Raw genomic sequence first — 18,173 nt, forward strand, 5'->3', positions numbered from 1 at the left:
TATCGAAAAATCGTCTGCAAAATCAAACCTTAGCGCGATGATCTGCAGTTTGATTATTTATTGCGCCGGTAATCGCTTTTCCGCGGGTATCCCGGCCAAACGCCACCAGAACAGAAATCAGGATGGCGACGGTACCGGCTACTATCGCCATCGCCAGTCCGTAATTGTGTCCATGGCTTTCGGCTATGTAGGCCTGAAGCGTCGCATTCACTGAAGCAATGAGGTTGCCGAGCTGGTAAACGAATCCCGGCAGAACCGCGCGGGTGTTGGCGGGCACCAGCTCTGTCAGATAAGTCGGCACCACGCCCCACGCGCCCTGCACCATAAACTGCATCAGAAACGCCCCGAGCCCCAGCATCCACGAACCGCCGGAAAATGCCCATAAGGGAATGACCGGGAGTGAAAGCAGTGCGGCGATAATAATCGCCTTCTTGCGACCAATCTTTTCAGAAAGTGAACCGAAGAAAATCCCGCCGATAATGGACGCGATATTGTAGCTGATGGCAATCAAACTGACGGTATGTGCATCGAAACCATGCTGAACTTTCAGGAACGTCGGATAGAGATCTTGCGTGCCGTGGCTGAAGAAATTAAAACCTGCCATCAGCACAACCAGATAAACACACAGCTTCCAGTTTTTCTTCAGCACTGGCATCAGCGCAGTACTTTCGTTGCGTTCCCGAGCTGCCAGCCAGACAGGTGACTCCTGCACTTTGAACCAGATAAACGGCAACAGAAAAATGGGTACCGCCCCAATCACAAACATTCCCCGCCAGCCGACCACATCAAACAGCAGGCCATATACCACCGCCGCCAGCAGATAACCAAACGGATAACCCGCCTGGAAAATCCCCGACATCACGCCACGGGAACGGTCAGGTATGGTTTCCATTGCCAGAGAAGAAGCCACGCCCCAGACACCCCCCATCGCAATGCCGTAAATCACGCGAAGGATGAGGAAAACCGTCAGTGAAGGCGCTGCCGCCGTACACAGCTCGAAAAAAGAAAACAGCGCGATATTAACCATCAGCACTGGCTTGCGTCCGTACTTTTCCGCCGCGCGTCCGAACAGCAACGCACCAATCGGTCGCACGGCCAGCGTCAGCAGAATAGCCAGCGTGACTTGTTTGATATCCACCTGAAAAGCCGAAGCGATATCGCTGAGCAGGAAGACCAAAATGAAGAAATCGAAAGCGTCGAGAGTCCAGCTCAGAAAGCTGGCGATGGCAACGTTACGCTGCCGGGAAGTCCAACCAAACATGGGCGAGTCCCTATTCCGGAATAGCTGCAGGCAGTGCACTTATCAGGGCATTCCGAAAAACCCCTGGTCAGGCAGAGAGATGTTAATCAGTGTTTGTATTTGTTTATTTATTGTTAAATACAGCAAGATTAAACACCTCTGCCCGTATTAGCGGCAACTTAATTAGTCCGCTAATTTGTTTCCAGACTCCTTAAACTGTTAAGGAGTGTTGCGGGGATTGCGGCGTGTCTCGCATCTGGCCGGGCTAACCGGCTGACTTACAAAATATTTCTCCGTGATATTACGCATCCTGCCGATCTTCTTTCCGCAAGCGTTTCAGGCTCTGGCATGCTGCCGTCAGGAATTATCACTGCCAAGGAAAAAGCATGTCATTAGCTGTGGTGTTTACCCGCGCATCTCTGGGAGTTCAGGCACCAGGTGTCTCAGTTGAGGTGCATATCAGCAACGGGTTACCGGCCCTGACGCTGGTCGGCTTACCCGAAACCACCGTCAAGGAAGCCAGAGACCGTGTTCGCAGCGCCATTATCAACTGCGGGTTCACTTTTCCGGCAAAACGCATCACCGTCAATCTGGCCCCTGCGGATTTACCCAAAGAGGGTGGCCGGTATGATTTGTCCATCGCACTGGCGATTCTGGTGGCCTCAGAACAACTTCAGGGCGATAAGCTTGAAGAGTACGAGTTTCTGGGTGAGCTTGGACTTTCTGGTGCGTTACGCAGTGTTAATGGTGCGATTCCGGCGGCACTTGAGGCACAAAAAGAAAGCCGGGTGTTAATCCTGCCGCAAAATAATCAAACTGAAATGACGCTGCTGGATCCCGGTGTGGCGATGGTTGCCGGGCACTTGTTGCAGGTCTGCGCGTTCCTGCAGGGAGAGAATAGCCTGCCGCCGATTGAATTTCCGGCGATACCGCCTCCGCTCACGCATCAGCCTGATATCGCCGATATCATCGGACAGGAACAATCAAAGCGCGCGCTCGAAGTGGCCGCAGCGGGAGGGCATAATTTATTGCTGATTGGGCCGCCCGGTACCGGAAAAACCATGCTGGCAAGCCGGTTGCCCGGATTACTGCCGCCAATGAGTAACGAGGAAAAGCTGGAAACCGCCGCCATTGCCAGCCTGGTGTATAATCCGGAAGAAGACGGTGAATTCTCCCGCATTCGCCCTTTCCGCGCGCCGCATCACAGCACGTCAATGAGCGCGCTGGTAGGCGGCGGCTCGTTACCCAGACCGGGAGAAATATCGCTGGCACATAACGGCGTCTTGTTTCTCGACGAACTGCCCGAGTTTCAGCGGCAGGTTCTCGACGCTTTGCGCCAGCCAATGGAATCCGGCGAAATCACCATTTCCCGCGCGAGGGCGAAAGTCCGCTATCCGGCAAGAGCGCAGTTGATTGCAGCAATGAATCCCAGTCCGACAGGACATTATCAGGGTATTCATAACCGCACACCGCCACAGCAGGTTTTACGTTATCTGAGCCGGCTTTCCGGCCCGTTCCTCGACAGATTCGATCTGTCGATTGAAGTCCCGCTCCTGCCGCCCGGCATTTTGAGCCAGCAAAACCATACGCCTGCGCTCAGGGAAAATAGTGTACAAGTGCGGGAACGGGTACTGATCGCCAGAGAAATTCAGTTAAAACGTGCGGGAAAAATCAACGCGCATCTGAGCAGTAGCGAAGTGGAGACATATTGTGTGTTAACCAAAGCAGATGCTGAATTTCTGGAAGAAGTCCTGCATAAACTGGGATTGTCGGTCAGAGCCTGGCACCGCATTCTGAAAGTTGCGAGAACACTGGCAGATCTTGGAGGGATAGAATCGATTGAAAGACGGCATATTGCGGAGGCGCTGAGCTATCGCAGCATGGATAGGCTATTGTTAACTTTGCATAAGAGTCTGGCATAAAAAAACGGGGCATCGCCCCGTTTCATTAGTCATCGCTTTCCGTGTAGTCTTCTACAGCGTCAGCCTGCGGTTTACCGCCAGACAGCGTGTGGAATTTCTTCGGACGACGCGTGCGGACAATGTATTTGTTCCACACTTTTTCTGCATCCGTTACAGGTTCGCGTGTACCACGGCAAACCTCCAGGAACAGTTTTTCTTCGTCGGTAACGGGTTCACGTTTTCCCAGATCCAGCTCGTTAAAAGCAAAGCCGTAACGTTCTAGCATTTGCGCTTCTTTAATGGTGAAATCGCCATGCCGGGAGAACCCGCGAGGGTAATGTTTATTATCAAAAAAACGACTTGTCGTGGTGAAGCTTTCCGCCATCTGACACGCTCCTAATTCTCTCATGGTCGTGCTGTTATGGCGCGGAGTATTAGTTAGGCTTGACATTGTGTAAAACAAAACATTTAAATCTTAACGACAAAAAATATTGGAGATAGTTTTGGACACGGAATTACTGAAAACCTTTTTGGAGGTCAGTAGAACTCGCCACTTTGGTCGGGCGGCGGAATCCCTTTACCTGACGCAATCCGCTGTCAGCTTTCGTATCCGACAACTGGAAACCCAACTTGGCGCCAATTTATTCACACGGCATCGCAATAACATCCGCTTAACGCCCGCAGGAGAACGTCTGCTGCCTTATGCAGAGAATCTGATGTCAACGTGGCAGATGGCAAAAAAAGAGGTTGTACGCTCGTTACAGCACACAGAATTATCGATTGGTGCGACGGCGTCGCTCTGGGAAGCCTATCTGACTCCGTGGCTGCAATCTCTTTACACTCAGCGCGGCGCGCTGAGACTGGAGGCGCGCATTGCCCTGCGTCAGTCGCTGGTGAAGCAATTGCATGAAAGACAACTGGATTTGCTGATTACCACCGAGCCACCGAAGATGGACGAGCTTTCAAGTCAGTTGCTGGGTAATTTCTCGTTACGACTTTTCTCATCGCAGAAAACGACCAGGGGCGAACAATCGCCGTATGTGAAGCTGGAATGGGGCGCTGATTTTCCTCAGCAGGAAAAACTGCAAAACAGCGATCAGGAACCGGTGCTGACCACAACCTCTGCGCATCTGACACGTCAGTTGCTGGAAAATACCGGCGGTTGTGCGTTTCTGCCTGCGCACTGGGCCAAGGAATATCCGCAACTGGCCGCACATGAAGATGTTCCGCCAGTGATCCGCCCGCTTTACGCCGTCTGGCTGCAAACCAGCGATCAGCAGGTCCTGATCCGTCAGTTACTCAAAACGCCGCTGATCACTAATTTATGACACCGTTCTGTTTCAGGACGGTTCTGGCCGCGGATGACGCGCTCTTCTGGCTGTCCAGAAGCTGCCCATCCCTTTTTGCAATCCGATGAAGATAAACAACAAAACACCCATTACGATTTTGGTCCACCACGAACTAAGCGTACCATCGAAGGTGATGTAAGTTTGGATCAACCCCTGAATGAGCACGCCAAACAAGCTGCCTAAAACCGTGCCTACGCCGCCACTCAGTAATGTTCCGCCAATCACGACTGAGGCGATGGCATCCAGTTCTACACCACTCGCAGCGAGTGCATAACCCGCAGAGGTATAGAGCGAGAAAATGATGCCAGATAACACCGCCAGCGTACTGGAGAGCATATAGATGTAAATCGTGGTACGCCGCACAGGCACTCCCATCAGCGCAGCCGACACATTGCTGCCGCCGACAGCATAGACGTTGTTACCGAATCGCGTACGATGCGCCAAAATAATCCCGCCAAGCACCACCAGCAGCATGACCAGAGCCAGTAATGTAAAACGACCACCACCGGGCATTTTCCAGGCATAACTGGCGAGGAAGTCATAAACCGGATGGTTAATCGGCAACGATTCTTCCGAAACAATAAAACTCATACCGCGCACAAAAAACATGCCTGCCAGCGTGATGATGAAAGCAGGCAGTTTCAGCGTATCAATGATCCACCCCATCAGCGCACCAAACGTGGCGCCCATCAACAGGACGATGACAAAAGCATAACCGGGTGCGATACCATAAGCGCCGATGAGTTTCGCCAGCAAAACCCCGGTGAAAGCGATAACAGAGCCCACTGACAGGTCGATACCGCCGGACAAGATGACAAATGTCATCCCCACGGCCACGATGCCAAGGAATGCGTTATCCGTCAGCAAATCAAAAAACACGCGTGTAGATGCAAAACCGGGGAACTGTGTGAAGCAATAGGCGTATCCGGCCAGGAAAACCACGATAGTAATCAGCAGGGGCAGATTTCTTTTGAGCATTATCCTTTCCTCCGGAACAGATTACTGAGAGAGACGCGGGGCGATTGCACCACCAGCACGGCGAGCACCACCAGGGCCTTCAGCACCAGATTGAATTCCGGTTTGAAGCCGGAGAGCAGAATGCCGGTATTCATGCCCTGAATGATCAGTGCACCGACAACAGAGAGGAGCAGGTTAAAACGTCCGCCCAGCAACGAGGCGCCGCCGATGACAACAGCAAGGATGGCATCAAGTTCCAGCCATAATCCGGCATTATTGGCGTCGGCACCGCGAATATCGGCCGTCACGATAACGCCTGCGACGGCAGCGCAAATTCCACAAATGACGTAAGTGGAGATCAGCACTAAACGGGCATTTACGCCGGCGTTATAAGCAGAACGGATGTTGATGCCCACTGATTCGATGAACAGGCCAAGTGCCGTTTTCCGCGTCAGCGCCCAGACAAGAACCAGCATGACGACGGCAATGATTACCGGCATTGGCAGATAGAACAAAGAACCGCTACCAAACTGCGATAGGCCATTATGTTCAAAAGTGACGATTTGCCCTTCCGTAATCAGCTGTGCGATGCCGCGTCCGGCGACCATTAGCATCAGCGTGGCAACAATCGGCTGAATTTGCAGAACAGCGACCAGAAAGCCATTCCACAAACCGCATATTGCCCCCACCCCGACCGAGGCCAGCAGCACGATCATCAGCGGATATCCTTGCACCGTCATGGTCGCCGCTGTCGCACCAGCAATCGCCATGACCGCACCGACGGAAAGGTCGATGCCGCCGGTTGCGATAACCAGCGTCATTCCGAGAGCCAGCAAAGCGACAGGCGCACCACGGTTGAAAATATCAACCAGGCTGCCAAACAAGCGGCCATCCTGAATATGGATAGAGAAAAAGCCCGGAGCAACCAGGCTGTCGATCACTAATATTGCGACGAAAGCGCCGATTTGCGTGGCACCTTTAGGAAATACCCATCTTACTTTTCGCGGTTTTCCCGTCATTGGCAGACTCCTGTTGTTCATCACTATCTCCTCATTGCGCCGCAATGGCTTTCATAATGGCTGGCACGGAGATATCAGCCTGCTCAATTTCGGCAACATGGCGACGGTCACGTAAGACGACAATACGATCGGCATAGCCCGCCAGCTCTTCCAGCTCAGAGGAAATAACCAGCAACGCCAGACCTTCGTCGCAAAGCTTTTCAATCAGACGAATAATTTCTGCATGGGCACCGACGTCAATCCCGCGGGTAGGCTCATCGAGAATGAGGAAACGGGGATGAGTCGCAAGCCAACGGGACAGCAACACTTTTTGCTGATTACCGCCGGAAAGATACTGAATTTCCTGTTCAGTGCCGGGCGTACGGATGCCCAATAGTTTGATAAATTTCTCGGCTATCTGATGCTGTTCCTTCATCGGCAAAGGGCGCAACCAGCCGCGCTGAGCCTGTAAGGCAAGGATGATATTTTCACGCACCGTGGCCGCGCCGATAATGCCATCGGTTTTGCGATCTTCAGGGCAGTAACCAAATCCCAGTTTCGCCGCCTTTCTGGGTGTGCTGATGGTTTCTTCTTTGCCATCGACGTACGCATTGCCGCTGTCATGCCCTTTAATGCCGAAAATCAGCTGAGCGGTTTCTGTTCGTCCGGATCCCAGTAAGCCCGCCAGTCCGACGATTTCACCCCGACGCACTTTCAGATCAAAATTGTCGACCACGCCTCTACGCCCGTAGTCTTTGAAATCCACTAACGGTTCACCTTTCACATTTCTATGTTCAGTACGTTTGAGCAGATTTTCATCAAAACTGTGCCCCAGCATCATCGGCACGAGATCGATGCGCGGTAAATCTACCGTTCGTTCAGACCCGACACGCTTACCATTTCGCAAAACGGTGATCCGGTCACTGATGCGATAAACCTGATCGAGGAAATGGGTGACGAAAATCATCCCTACCCCTTTATCACGCAATTGAACCAGAATATCGAGCAGCATGCTGACTTCTTTGGCATCAAGGCTGGCGGTGGGTTCATCAAGAATTAAAACCTGCGCAGACAGGTCAACAGCGCGGGCAATGGCCACAATTTGCTGAATCGCTATGGAGTAGGTTGAGAGCGGCTGGCTGACATCCAGATGCAGGCCATAACCTTCCAGAAGGACTTCAGCCTGTTGTTCCATCTTGCGCTGATTGACCAGCCCGAAACGAGTTGGCTCGCGCCCGATGAACAGGTTGGCAGCGACGGAGATATTCGGCAGAAGATTGACTTCCTGATATACCGTACCAATTCCCAGCGACTGGGCATCGGCAGTATTGATTGGCTCGATCGGTTTTCCGTTAAGAAAGACCTGGCCCGCAGAACGTTTATAGACACCAGTAAGGGCTTTAATCATCGTTGACTTGCCAGCCCCGTTCTCTCCTAAAAGTGCAACAATTTCACCGCGTTCGAGGGTAAAGTCGACATTTTCCAGCGCTTTTACGCCGGGGAATTCTACTGACAAGCCGCGCACTTCGAGCAGCGTTACTGAACCAGGATTATCCGTCACGTCACTACTCCTGCTGCATTCGCCATAAGCGAAAAGGGAATAATTGCTACCGGCTTGCTCATGAGACAAGCCGGTAAACCGGCTTAATAACCCATGTTTTTCTTCATGTCATATTCTTTCTGAGCCATGTCCGGCAGGATCAACGCGGACTGTGTCTGAATGAATTTCTTAGGTTGTGTGCCATCCTTTTTCATTGCGATCAGCGCATCAAATGCCGGGCCAGCCATGTTCGGTGTCAGTTCAACAGATGCGTTTGCTTCGCCGGCTAACATCGCTTTGTAGATGTCAGGAACACCATCAATTGAAACGATCTTGATCTGCGAACCCGGTTTCAGACCAGCTTCTTTGATAGCCTGAATCGCACCGATCGCCATATCGTCGTTATGGGCGTAAACGGCACAAATATTCTTACCGTTTTGCTCAGCCTTGATAAAGCTTTCCATCACTTCTTTGCCTTTACTGCGAGTAAAGTCGCCGGACTGTGAACGGATAATTTTGACGTTTGGTGCAGCTTTCAGGGCATCGGCAAAACCTTGTTTACGGTTTAACGCGACGCTGGCACCGACGGTTCCTTGTAATTCGACAACATTACATGGTTTTCCAGCAGACTCTTTGACCAGCCAGTCACCTGCCACTTTACCTTCATAAACGCTGTCGGAAGCGACTGCTGCGGTATACAGGGACGGATCACTGACCTCAATGGTGCGGTCTAACAGAAATACCGGGATCTTGGCTTCTTTCGCTTCCGTCAGTACAGGTGCCCAGCCGGTTGCCACAACAGGCGCGATGAAAATGGCATCAACACCTTGCGCGATGAATGAACGTATCGCTTTGATTTGGTTCTCTTGTTTTTGCTGAGCATCAGCGATTTTCAGTGTAATACCGCGTTTTTCCGCTTCTGATTTTGATACTTTTGTTTCCGCAGAACGCCACCCAGACTCAGAGCCGATCTGCGAAAAACCAACAACTAGCGGAGCCGCCTGAGCTGCGCCACAAAGTACTGTTGCTACTGCTGCTGCCACAAATAAGCGTTTGTACATGTTTCTTTCCTCGCGTGTAGTCTGAGCTACTTTTTGTTATGACTCGTAGGGTACGGCCAGGACATTCACCCGACATATGCCCTCATCCGCTACGACCTGGGCCGTAAAAAGGACAAAAACAAGAGTGCCGGGAACTGGTAGTCGTCATAAGACGATGATTAGGTTTAGTACATTGGGAAAAAGCGAGCATGAGCGAGGTCACATACGGGGAGAACAATCAATTCGTGCATGTATTCAGCCAAAACATGACAAAAGACAAGCGACAAAAGCGAAGGATTTGAGCCCAGTGGGTGAAAATACGGTACAGAGTTAGCGAGTTTAAGAGAAGAAGGGTAAAAATGGAGGAATATTTCAGGAAATTAAGACGAAAAAAAACCCCTCGCTTTCGCGAAGGGTTTAAATATGGCAGGGGCGGAGAGACTCGAACTCGCGACACCCGGTTTTGGAGACCGGTGCTCTACCAACTGAGCTACGCCCCTAAATTACGCTTATTATTATGCCTGCTAATTTAGCAGGCATAATTTTTAATAATTGGCGGAACGGACGGGGCTCGAACCCGCGACCCCCTGCGTGACAGGCAGGTATTCTAACCAACTGAACTACCGCTCCACCGGTTCTTTCACATACATCAGAAAGCGTCTGATACATGTTTGTTCCTGTTATTTTCCTTGTCAGGGGAAAAGGAACACGTTCTTTATTATAAAAAATTGATGCCTGGCAGTTCCCTACTCTCGCATGGGGAGACCCCACACTACCATCGGCGCTACGGCGTTTCACTTCTGAGTTCGGCATGGGGTCAGGTGGGACCACCGCGCTACTGCCGCCAGGCAAATTCTGTTTCATTCATACCGCGTCGTGTCATAATTTCTCATCACACGCCGCCATACGAACCAATACCGGAACAATTCGCTGAAAATCTACTCTCTCGAGTCTGTCTCTCAAATCAAAACACCTTCGGTGTTGTAAGGTTAAGCCTCTCGGGTCATTAGTACTGGTTAGCTCAATGCATCGCTGCACTTACACACCCAGCCTATCAACGTCTTAGTCTTAAACGTCCCTTCAGGTGGCTTAAAGCCACAGGGAAGACTCATCTCGAGGCAAGTTTCGCGCTTAGATGCTTTCAGCGCTTATCTTTTCCGCATTTAGCTACCGGGCAATGCCATTGGCATGACAACCCGAACACCAGTGATGCGTCCACTCCGGTCCTCTCGTACTAGGAGCAGCCCCTCTCAATCTTCCAACGCCCACGGCAGATAGGGACCGAACTGTCTCACGACGTTCTAAACCCAGCTCGCGTACCACTTTAAATGGCGAACAGCCATACCCTTGGGACCTACTTCAGCCCCAGGATGTGATGAGCCGACATCGAGGTGCCAAACACCGCCGTCGATATGAACTCTTGGGCGGTATCAGCCTGTTATCCCCGGAGTACCTTTTATCCGTTGAGCGATGGCCCTTCCATTCAGAACCACCGGATCACTATGACCTACTTTCGTACCTGCTCGAGCCGTCACTCTCGCAGTCAAGCTAGCTTATGCCATTGCACTAACCTCACGATGTCCGACCGTGATTAGCTAACCTTCGTGCTCCTCCGTTACTCTTTAGGAGGAGACCGCCCCAGTCAAACTACCCACCAGACACTGTCCTCACCCCGGATTACGGGGCCGAGTTAGAACATCAAACATTAAAGGGTGGTATTTCAAGGTTGGCTCCACGCAGACTGGCGTCCACGCTTCAAAGCCTCCCACCTATCCTACACATCAAGGCTCAATGTTCAGTGTCAAGCTATAGTAAAGGTTCACGGGGTCTTTCCGTCTTGCCGCGGGTACACTGCATCTTCACAGCGAGTTCAATTTCACTGAGTCTCGGGTGGAGACAGCCTGGCCATCATTACGCCATTCGTGCAGGTCGGAACTTACCCGACAAGGAATTTCGCTACCTTAGGACCGTTATAGTTACGGCCGCCGTTTACCGGGGCTTCGATCAAGAGCTTCGCCTTGCGGCTGACCCCATCAATTAACCTTCCGGCACCGGGCAGGCGTCACACCGTATACGTCCACTTTCGTGTTTGCACAGTGCTGTGTTTTTATTAAACAGTTGCAGCCAGCTGGTATCTTCGACTGGCTTCAGCTCCGGGAGCAAGTCCCTTCACCTACGCGCCAGCGTGCCTTCTCCCGAAGTTACGGCACCATTTTGCCTAGTTCCTTCACCCGAGTTCTCTCAAGCGCCTGAGTATTCTCTACCTGACCACCTGTGTCGGTTTGGGGTACGATTTCGTGTTACCTGGAGCTTAGAGGCTTTTCCTGGAAGCATGGCATCAGCTACTTCACCACCGTAGTGGCTCGTTATCACGCCTCAGGGTTGATATGCAACCGGATTTACCAGGTCACACCCCCTACACGCTTGAACCGGGACAACCGTCGCCCGGCCAGCCTAGCCTTCTCCGTCCCCCCTTCGCAGTAACACCAAGTGCAGGAATATTAACCTGCTTCCCATCGACTACGCTTTTCAGCCTCGCCTTAGGGGTCGACTCACCCTGCCCCGATTAACGTTGGACAGGAACCCTTGGTCTTCCGGCGTGCGGGTTTTTCACCCGCATTATCGTTACTTATGTCAGCATTCGCACTTCTGATACCTCCAGCAGACCTCACAGTCCACCTTCGACGGCTTACAGAACGCTCCCCTACCCAACAACGCCTAAGCGTCGCTGCCGCAGCTTCGGTGCATGGTTTAGCCCCGTTACATCTTCCGCGCAGGCCGACTCGACCAGTGAGCTATTACGCTTTCTTTAAATGATGGCTGCTTCTAAGCCAACATCCTGGCTGTCTATGCCTTCCCACATCGTTTCCCACTTAACCATGACTTTGGGACCTTAGCTGGCGGTCTGGGTTGTTTCCCTCTTCACGACGGACGTTAGCACCCGCCGTGTGTCTCCCGTGATAACATTCTTCGGTATTCGTAGTTTGCATCGAGTTGGTAAGCCGGGATGGCCCCCTAGTCGAAACAGTGCTCTACCCCCGAAGATGAGTTCACGAGGCGCTACCTAAATAGCTTTCGGGGAGAACCAGCTATCTCCCGGTTTGATTGGCCTTTCACCCCCAGCCACAAGTCATCCGCTAATTTTTCAACATTAGTCGGTTCGGTCCTCCAGTTAGTGTTACCCAACCTTCAACCTGCCCATGGCTAGATCACCGGGTTTCGGGTCTATACCTTGCAACTTGACGCCCAGTTAAGACTCGGTTTCCCTACGGCTCCCCTATTCGGTTAACCTTGCTACAAAATATAAGTCGCTGACCCATTATACAAAAGGTACGCAGTCACCCAACAAAGTAGGCTCCCACTGCTTGTACGTACACGGTTTCAGGTTCTATTTCACTCCCCTCGCCGGGGTTCTTTTCGCCTTTCCCTCACGGTACTGGTTCACTATCGGTCAGTCAGGAGTATTTAGCCTTGGAGGATGGTCCCCCCATATTCAGACAGGATGTCACGTGTCCCGCCCTACTCATCGAACTCACAGCCTGTGCATTTTTGTGTACGGGACTATCACCCTGTACCGTGCGACTTTCCAGACGCTTCCACTAACACACAAACTGATTCAGGTTCTGGGCTCTTCCCCGTTCGCTCGCCGCTACTGGGGGAATCTCGGTTGATTTCTTTTCCTCGGGGTACTTAGATGTTTCAGTTCCCCCGGTTCGCCTCATTACACTATGTATTCATGTAATGATAATGTGCCGGAGCACACTGGGTTTCCCCATTCGGGTATCGTCGGGTATAACGGTTCATATCACCTTACCGACGCTTTTCGCAGATTAGCACGCCCTTCATCGCCTCTGACTGCCTAGGCATCCACCGTGTACGCTTAGTCGCTTAACCTCACAACCCGAAGGTGTTTCCACCGTCGCATTGCGATTATTTGAGAGACTCTGTTACAGACTAATCCACCACTCAGTACTGCTACGGAGAGTGATGTTCAGCTGTAAACTTTCAATTTTCAGCTTGTTCCGGATTGTTAAAGAGCAAAATACTTCGCAGCATACTGTTTCCAATACGCTCTGAAGTATTATTTAGGGGCTGTACGGTAATGGTGGAGCTAAGCGGGATCGAACCGCTGACCTCCTGCGTGCAAGGCAGGCGCTCTCCCAGCTGAGCTATAGCCCCATACAGTCACTTACAGATACCTTAATCACTCATCAGCAAGATGAGTCAGCCAATTTGTTCTCAGGCAAGGCGGAGTTCATACGACGTTTGCAACCGCAAACGAGTGTGACGACAACGCAGCATGGGGACGAATTGGTAGGCCTGAGTGGACTTGAACCACCGACCTCACCCTTATCAGGGGTGCGCTCTAACCACCTGAGCTACAAGCCTATTAAGGTATTTCTGCTCGTTACTTTCTATCAGACAATCTGTGTGGACACTGCACAATGCGTATCTTGAGGTAAGGAGGTGATCCAACCGCAGGTTCCCCTACGGTTACCTTGTTACGACTTCACCCCAGTCATGAATCACAAAGTGGTAAGCGCCCTCCCGAAGGTTAAGCTACCTACTTCTTTTGCAACCCACTCCCATGGTGTGACGGGCGGTGTGTACAAGGCCCGGGAACGTATTCACCGTAGCATTCTGATCTACGATTACTAGCGATTCCGACTTCATGGAGTCGAGTTGCAGACTCCAATCCGGACTACGACATACTTTATGAGGTCCGCTTGCTCTCGCGAGTTCGCTTCTCTTTGTATATGCCATTGTAGCACGTGTGTAGCCCTACTCGTAAGGGCCATGATGACTTGACGTCATCCCCACCTTCCTCCGGTTTATCACCGGCAGTCTCCTTTGAGTTCCCGACATTACTCGCTGGCAACAAAGGATAAGGGTTGCGCTCGTTGCGGGACTTAACCCAACATTTCACAACACGAGCTGACGACAGCCATGCAGCACCTGTCTCACGGTTCCCGAAGGCACTAAGCCATCTCTGGCGAATTCCGTGGATGTCAAGAGTAGGTAAGGTTCTTCGCGTTGCATCGAATTAAACCACATGCTCCACCGCTTGTGCGGGCCCCCGTCAATTCATTTGAGTTTTAACCTTGCGGCCGTACTCCCCAGGCGGTCGACTTAACGCGTTAGCTCCGGAAGCCACGCCTCAAGGGCACAACCTCCAAGTCGACATCGTTTACAGCGTGGACTACCAGGGTATCTAATCCTGTTTGCTCCCCACGCTTTCGCACCTGAGCGTCAGTCTTTGTCCAGGGGGCCGCCTTCGCCACCGGTATTCCTCCAGATCTCTACGCATTTCACCGCTACACCTGGAATTCTACCCCCCTCTACAAGACTCTAGCTTGCCAGTTTCAAATGCAGTTCCCACGTTAAGCGCGGGGATTTCACATCTGACTTAACAAACCGCCTGCGTGCGCTTTACGCCCAGTAATTCCGATTAACGCTTGCACCCTCCGTATTACCGCGGCTGCTGGCACGGAGTTAGCCGGTGCTTCTTCTGCGAGTAACGTCAATCACCACACGTATTAAGTGTGATGCCTTCCTCCTCGCTGAAAGTGCTTTACAACCCTAAGGCCTTCTTCACACACGCGGCATGGCTGCATCAGGCTTGCGCCCATTGTGCAATATTCCCCACTGCTGCCTCCCGTAGGAGTCTGGACCGTGTCTCAGTTCCAGTGTGGCTGGTCATCCTCTCAGACCAGCTAGGGATCGTCGCCTAGGTGAGCCATTACCTCACCTACTAGCTAATCCCATCTGGGCACATCCGATGGCGTGAGGTCCGAAGATCCCCCACTTTGCTCTTGCGAGGTCATGCGGTATTAGCTACCGTTTCCAGTAGTTATCCCCCTCCATCAGGCAGTTTCCCAGACATTACTCACCCGTCCGCCGCTCGCCGGCAAAGTAGCAAGCTACTTCCCGCTGCCGCTCGACTTGCATGTGTTAGGCCTGCCGCCAGCGTTCAATCTGAGCCATGATCAAACTCTTCAATTAAAAGTTCGATTTGCTTCAACAAGTGAAGCGATGCTCAGAGATTACTTCGTAATAATTCAACTAAATGAATTACTGCTTGGTCACTCTAAGACTTGATATTTTTTGCCACCGAAGTGGCTGATATCGTCTTGTGAGTGCCCACACAGATTGTCTGATAAATTGTTAAAGAGCATGCCGCGGTTCGCAAGGAATCTTATGCGGCGCGGGAGGCGTATATTACGTTTTCCCGCTGAAGAGTCAAGAGATTATTCATTCGAACATTTTTCTTTTCCTCTTCCCGTCCGGGCGACGTATCAGTCGTTGTTCCCGGTCAGTGGAGGCGCATTATAGGGAGTTCTCAGAAGGCCGCAACCCCTAAAATACAAATAATTTACCGACCGCTGAATCTTTCATCAAATGATGTTTAAAGCGGCAATTCCTGGATGCTTCTGAAGCCATATGCTTGTAAAACAGGCAGCAAGCTTTGCGCTTCTGCAGTCATTGCCATGCAGTAGGCGACACACTCTATTTCCATATCGGCCTTTTTTTCAGGGATTGGCACATGGGAAGTTTCAATTAGCCAGTGCGCGCGCCTCGCAATCGCAGAACCCGAGTCGATCATACGCGTGCCATCGGGCAAAACCTGTGAAAGCTCTTGCGAAAGCAACGGGAAATGCGTGCAACCTAATACCACAGTGTCTGGCGGTTCACGTAAACGCAGCCACGGATGTAAGATTTTCTTCAACGCGGCTAACGAAACCACTTCGCCATGCAGCTTCGCTTCTGCCAGTTCCACCAGCTCTGCGGAACCCAGCATCAGAATCTGACAATCCGTCGCAAAGCGTGCAACCAGATCATGAGTATAAGGCCGCTGAACTGTCGCACGGGTCGCCAGCAATCCAACCACGCCATTACGCGTTAATTTGGCCGCGGGTTTAATTGCCGGAACGACCCCGACAACAGGGCAACTGAACTTGGCACGTAATGCAGGGAGAGAAACGGTACTCGCCGTGTTGCAGGCGATGACAATAATAGAAATGGGATGGCGTTTCGCGACTGCGCTGACAATCTCAACCACGCGCTCAACAATAAATTCTTCGGATTTCTCACCGTAGGGGAAAGCCACATTGTCGAAGGCATATATATAGTGCAGGTCCGGCAACATCTGCCGGACCTCATCATAAACCGACAACCCGCCGACGCCGGAATCGAAAACCAGCACCGTCGGACGGTCAGGCACTTGTGTTGTATCAGAAGGTATAGCTTCCAGTAAGGTTGTACTCACGTCCTGGTGTTTCGTAGCCATAAACCGTCTCGTAATCTTTATCAAAGAGGTTGGCAATTCTACCACGAACCGTCAGATGTGACGTTACCGGATATGACACCGCAAGATCCCAAAGACTCACGCCTCCCAGACGTACATTGTCATTGGTGTTGTAATTCTTATCGTATCGTTCACCTAAATACTGATAATTGAGCGACCAGTCAAAATCAGCGACTGTCCAGTCGAGCTGATATTTCGCCTGCTGTTTAGCGCGGCGTAATAAAATCTCGTTGGTTTCAGCATTACGGGGATCTAAATATTCCAGTGTGACCTGATGTCGTAACGGGCCAGTATCGAAAGACCCGGTCCATTCAACCCCCTTGATTGTTGCCTTATCGACATTGTAATAACCGGATTGCTGATTGTCGTAGCTGATCATCTGATCGATGTCATTACGATAAGCGGACAAACGCCAGTTTAATGGCCCGGTCAGGCCTTCCAGCCCACCTTCCCATTCTTTACTTTCTTCAGGCTTAAGATCGGCATTCCCACCAAAACTGCCATATAGCTGCCCCAGATTAGGCGCTTTAAACGCTGTCCCGTAAGACGCAATCAAACGATAGCCGTCAATAAACTCCCATGCAGCACTACTTTGCCAGGTGCCATGTGAACCAAACTGTGAGTTATCGTCATTACGCACTGCGCCTTCAAAAGTGAAATCGCTCACTTTTTGCTGAGCTGTCGCGTACACACCCGTGTTTCGTTGGGTATAGCCATCGGTAATATAGTTGGTGCCTGGCTGAGTGCTGAGTTTCTGCCAGTCAGCGCCAGCGCTGAGGGTTCCCTGCCCTACCTGGAAAGTATTCCCCCATTGCAGGTTGTATTGATCCGAATCATCCAGCGTTGCAGAAGCGGAATAAGGGCCGTATTTCGGATCATAATTATAGTCTTTAGTATTACTGTAGCTTCCGCTGATTTGCGTCGAATAGATCCCTTGCTGGAAACGCAACCCGGTATCGTAAGTCCGGCTGTACAACTGACGCGTGTCTGGCAATGCATCACTGTGTGCCGGGTCTGCGTAACTGTACGTTCCGTCATAGGCCGTGCGGTTATCAAAACCGTATGCGCGGGCAAAACCGCTGAACTGATCATTGAACTGATGCTCAAGACCTGCCCAGAGTGTCTTACTCATAAAACCATCACGATCGGGCTGACGCGGATCACCGTAAGTATCCGGCAGATTCGCCACCACATCGGTCCCTTTTGTATAGGTATAGTTCCCGGCCACCGTCAGAACAGTATTCTCACCGAGTTTCTGCTGCGTTGAGCCGTCATAAGTCTGATAGCCATCTGAGCCGATACCGGCTGTCAAAGTCGTGCCTAATTTATCGCGTGTGGTAATGATGTTAACCACGCCACCAATGGCATCAGAACCATAAACTGCAGAGCGTGGGCCACGAATAAACTCAATCCGCTGAACAAGAGAAATAGGGATCTGACTGATATCCACCGCGCCGGAAATACCCGCCTGGTTAAGACGCACGCCATCCATTAGCACTAATGTGTGGCTGGCATTCGTTCCGCGAACGAATAATGAAGTCTGCTGGCCCATTCCGCCGTTCTGAGCAATATCCACGCCCGGTAAACGACGTAAAACATCAGCCACAGATTTTGACTGCCATCTGTCGATATCTTCACGCGTAACGATGTCCGTCGGCGCTAATACAGAAGAAACGGGTTGTGGAAAACGATTCGCGGTAACGACCAGGTCATCGCGGCTGTTTGTGGAAGTACTGTCTTGCGCCCACCCTGAAAAAGCCGTGACGGATAATGCCGTCAGCAGCACATGCTTTTTAATTGTCATGAATCGAGCATCCAAACTTAATTGGCGGATGCCGCAGA

The 18,173-nt window shown here is 51.5% G+C and carries 10 protein-coding genes, 4 tRNA genes and 3 rRNA genes; 2 read left to right on the plus strand and 15 right to left on the minus strand.

Annotated elements, in window-relative coordinates; all coding sequences use genetic code 11:
* Positions 1-22: 22 nt before the first annotated feature.
* On the minus strand, positions 23-1,261 hold the full coding sequence (locus RAHAQ2_RS21140) for an MFS transporter (protein WP_015699154.1): 1,239 nt from the start codon (positions 1,259-1,261) through the stop codon (positions 23-25).
* Positions 1,262-1,626: 365 nt separating this feature from the next.
* Between RAHAQ2_RS21140 and RAHAQ2_RS21145 the strand changes: the two genes are divergently transcribed.
* On the plus strand, positions 1,627-3,162 hold the full coding sequence (locus tag RAHAQ2_RS21145; protein WP_015699155.1) for a YifB family Mg chelatase-like AAA ATPase: 1,536 nt from the start codon (positions 1,627-1,629) through the stop codon (positions 3,160-3,162).
* Positions 3,163-3,187: 25 nt separating this feature from the next.
* On the opposite strand, the gene RAHAQ2_RS21150 is transcribed toward RAHAQ2_RS21145, so the two are convergent.
* The gene (locus RAHAQ2_RS21150) at positions 3,188-3,526 is read right to left on the minus strand and encodes a MaoP family protein (protein WP_013577551.1); all 339 of its coding nucleotides are present in this window, start codon (positions 3,524-3,526) and stop codon (positions 3,188-3,190) included.
* A 118-nt stretch (positions 3,527-3,644) separates the two neighbouring features.
* On the opposite strand from RAHAQ2_RS21150, the gene hdfR reads away from it, so the two are divergent.
* A complete protein-coding gene (hdfR, locus tag RAHAQ2_RS21155; protein ID WP_015699156.1) occupies positions 3,645-4,469 on the plus strand; it encodes an HTH-type transcriptional regulator HdfR in 825 nt (274 codons plus the stop codon).
* Between the two features lie 12 nt (positions 4,470-4,481).
* Here the strand turns inward: hdfR and yjfF are convergent, their stop codons facing one another.
* The 13 genes from yjfF to btuB all read right to left on the minus strand — a co-directional run bounded on the left by yjfF (position 4,482) and on the right by btuB (position 18,135).
* A complete protein-coding gene (yjfF, locus tag RAHAQ2_RS21160; RefSeq protein ID WP_015699157.1) occupies positions 4,482-5,468 on the minus strand; it encodes a galactofuranose ABC transporter, permease protein YjfF in 987 nt (328 codons plus the stop codon).
* Positions 5,468-6,487: a galactofuranose ABC transporter, ATP-binding protein YtfT gene (ytfT, locus tag RAHAQ2_RS21165; protein ID WP_086935287.1), complete on the minus strand. Its 1,020-nt coding sequence runs from the start codon at positions 6,485-6,487 to the stop codon at positions 5,468-5,470. Before ytfT ends, yjfF begins: the two co-directional genes overlap by 1 nt.
* Before the next feature lie 10 nt (positions 6,488-6,497).
* Positions 6,498-7,979 (minus strand): galactofuranose ABC transporter, ATP-binding protein YtfR, encoded by a 1,482-nt coding sequence (ytfR, locus tag RAHAQ2_RS21170; RefSeq protein WP_193785536.1) that lies wholly within the window; start codon positions 7,977-7,979, stop codon positions 6,498-6,500.
* Positions 7,980-8,089: 110 nt separating this feature from the next.
* Positions 8,090-9,046 (minus strand): galactofuranose ABC transporter, galactofuranose-binding protein YtfQ, encoded by a 957-nt coding sequence (gene ytfQ / locus RAHAQ2_RS21175; RefSeq protein WP_015699160.1) that lies wholly within the window; start codon positions 9,044-9,046, stop codon positions 8,090-8,092.
* Between the two features lie 403 nt (positions 9,047-9,449).
* Positions 9,450-9,525 (minus strand) — tRNA-Trp (locus RAHAQ2_RS21180).
* A gap of 53 nt (positions 9,526-9,578) precedes the next feature.
* Positions 9,579-9,655: transfer RNA gene (locus RAHAQ2_RS21185), tRNA-Asp, on the minus strand.
* A 103-nt stretch (positions 9,656-9,758) separates the two neighbouring features.
* Positions 9,759-9,874, minus strand: a 5S ribosomal RNA gene (gene rrf, locus RAHAQ2_RS21190).
* Between the two features lie 136 nt (positions 9,875-10,010).
* Positions 10,011-12,919 (minus strand): 23S ribosomal RNA (locus RAHAQ2_RS21195).
* Between the two features lie 209 nt (positions 12,920-13,128).
* Positions 13,129-13,204 (minus strand) — tRNA-Ala (locus tag RAHAQ2_RS21200).
* Positions 13,205-13,337: 133 nt separating this feature from the next.
* A tRNA-Ile gene (locus RAHAQ2_RS21205) sits at positions 13,338-13,414 on the minus strand.
* 71 nt (positions 13,415-13,485) lie between these two features.
* Positions 13,486-15,028, minus strand: a 16S ribosomal RNA gene (locus RAHAQ2_RS21210).
* Together the 16S, 23S and 5S rRNA genes with 4 tRNA genes alongside form the textbook arrangement of a ribosomal RNA operon.
* 403 nt (positions 15,029-15,431) lie before the next feature.
* Entirely contained in the window at positions 15,432-16,313 is an 882-nt protein-coding gene (murI, locus tag RAHAQ2_RS21215; RefSeq protein WP_015699161.1) for a glutamate racemase, read from the minus strand.
* Positions 16,258-18,135: a TonB-dependent vitamin B12 receptor BtuB gene (btuB, locus tag RAHAQ2_RS21220; protein WP_015699162.1), complete on the minus strand. Its 1,878-nt coding sequence runs from the start codon at positions 18,133-18,135 to the stop codon at positions 16,258-16,260. Before btuB ends, murI begins: the two co-directional genes overlap by 56 nt.
* Positions 18,136-18,173: the final 38 nt, after the last annotated feature.

This window comes from Rahnella aquatilis CIP 78.65 = ATCC 33071, from assembly GCF_000241955.1.
Lineage (GTDB): Bacteria > Pseudomonadota > Gammaproteobacteria > Enterobacterales > Enterobacteriaceae > Rahnella > Rahnella aquatilis.

Excerpts from the sequence above, each read along its gene's own strand:
- ytfT (WP_086935287.1), bottom strand. The coding sequence starts at position 6,487 with ATGAACAACAGGAGTCTGCCAATGACGGGAAAACCGCGAAAAGTAAGA.
- yjfF (WP_015699157.1), bottom strand. The coding sequence starts at position 5,468 with ATGCTCAAAAGAAATCTGCCCCTGCTGATTACTATCGTGGTTTTCCTG.
- RAHAQ2_RS21145 (WP_015699155.1), top strand. The coding sequence starts at position 1,627 with ATGTCATTAGCTGTGGTGTTTACCCGCGCATCTCTGGGAGTTCAGGCA.
- RAHAQ2_RS21140 (WP_015699154.1), bottom strand. The coding sequence starts at position 1,261 with ATGTTTGGTTGGACTTCCCGGCAGCGTAACGTTGCCATCGCCAGCTTT.
- RAHAQ2_RS21150 (WP_013577551.1), bottom strand. The coding sequence starts at position 3,526 with ATGGCGGAAAGCTTCACCACGACAAGTCGTTTTTTTGATAATAAACAT.
- btuB (WP_015699162.1), bottom strand. The coding sequence starts at position 18,135 with ATGACAATTAAAAAGCATGTGCTGCTGACGGCATTATCCGTCACGGCT.
- ytfQ (WP_015699160.1), bottom strand. The coding sequence starts at position 9,046 with ATGTACAAACGCTTATTTGTGGCAGCAGCAGTAGCAACAGTACTTTGT.
- murI (WP_015699161.1), bottom strand. The coding sequence starts at position 16,313 with ATGGCTACGAAACACCAGGACGTGAGTACAACCTTACTGGAAGCTATA.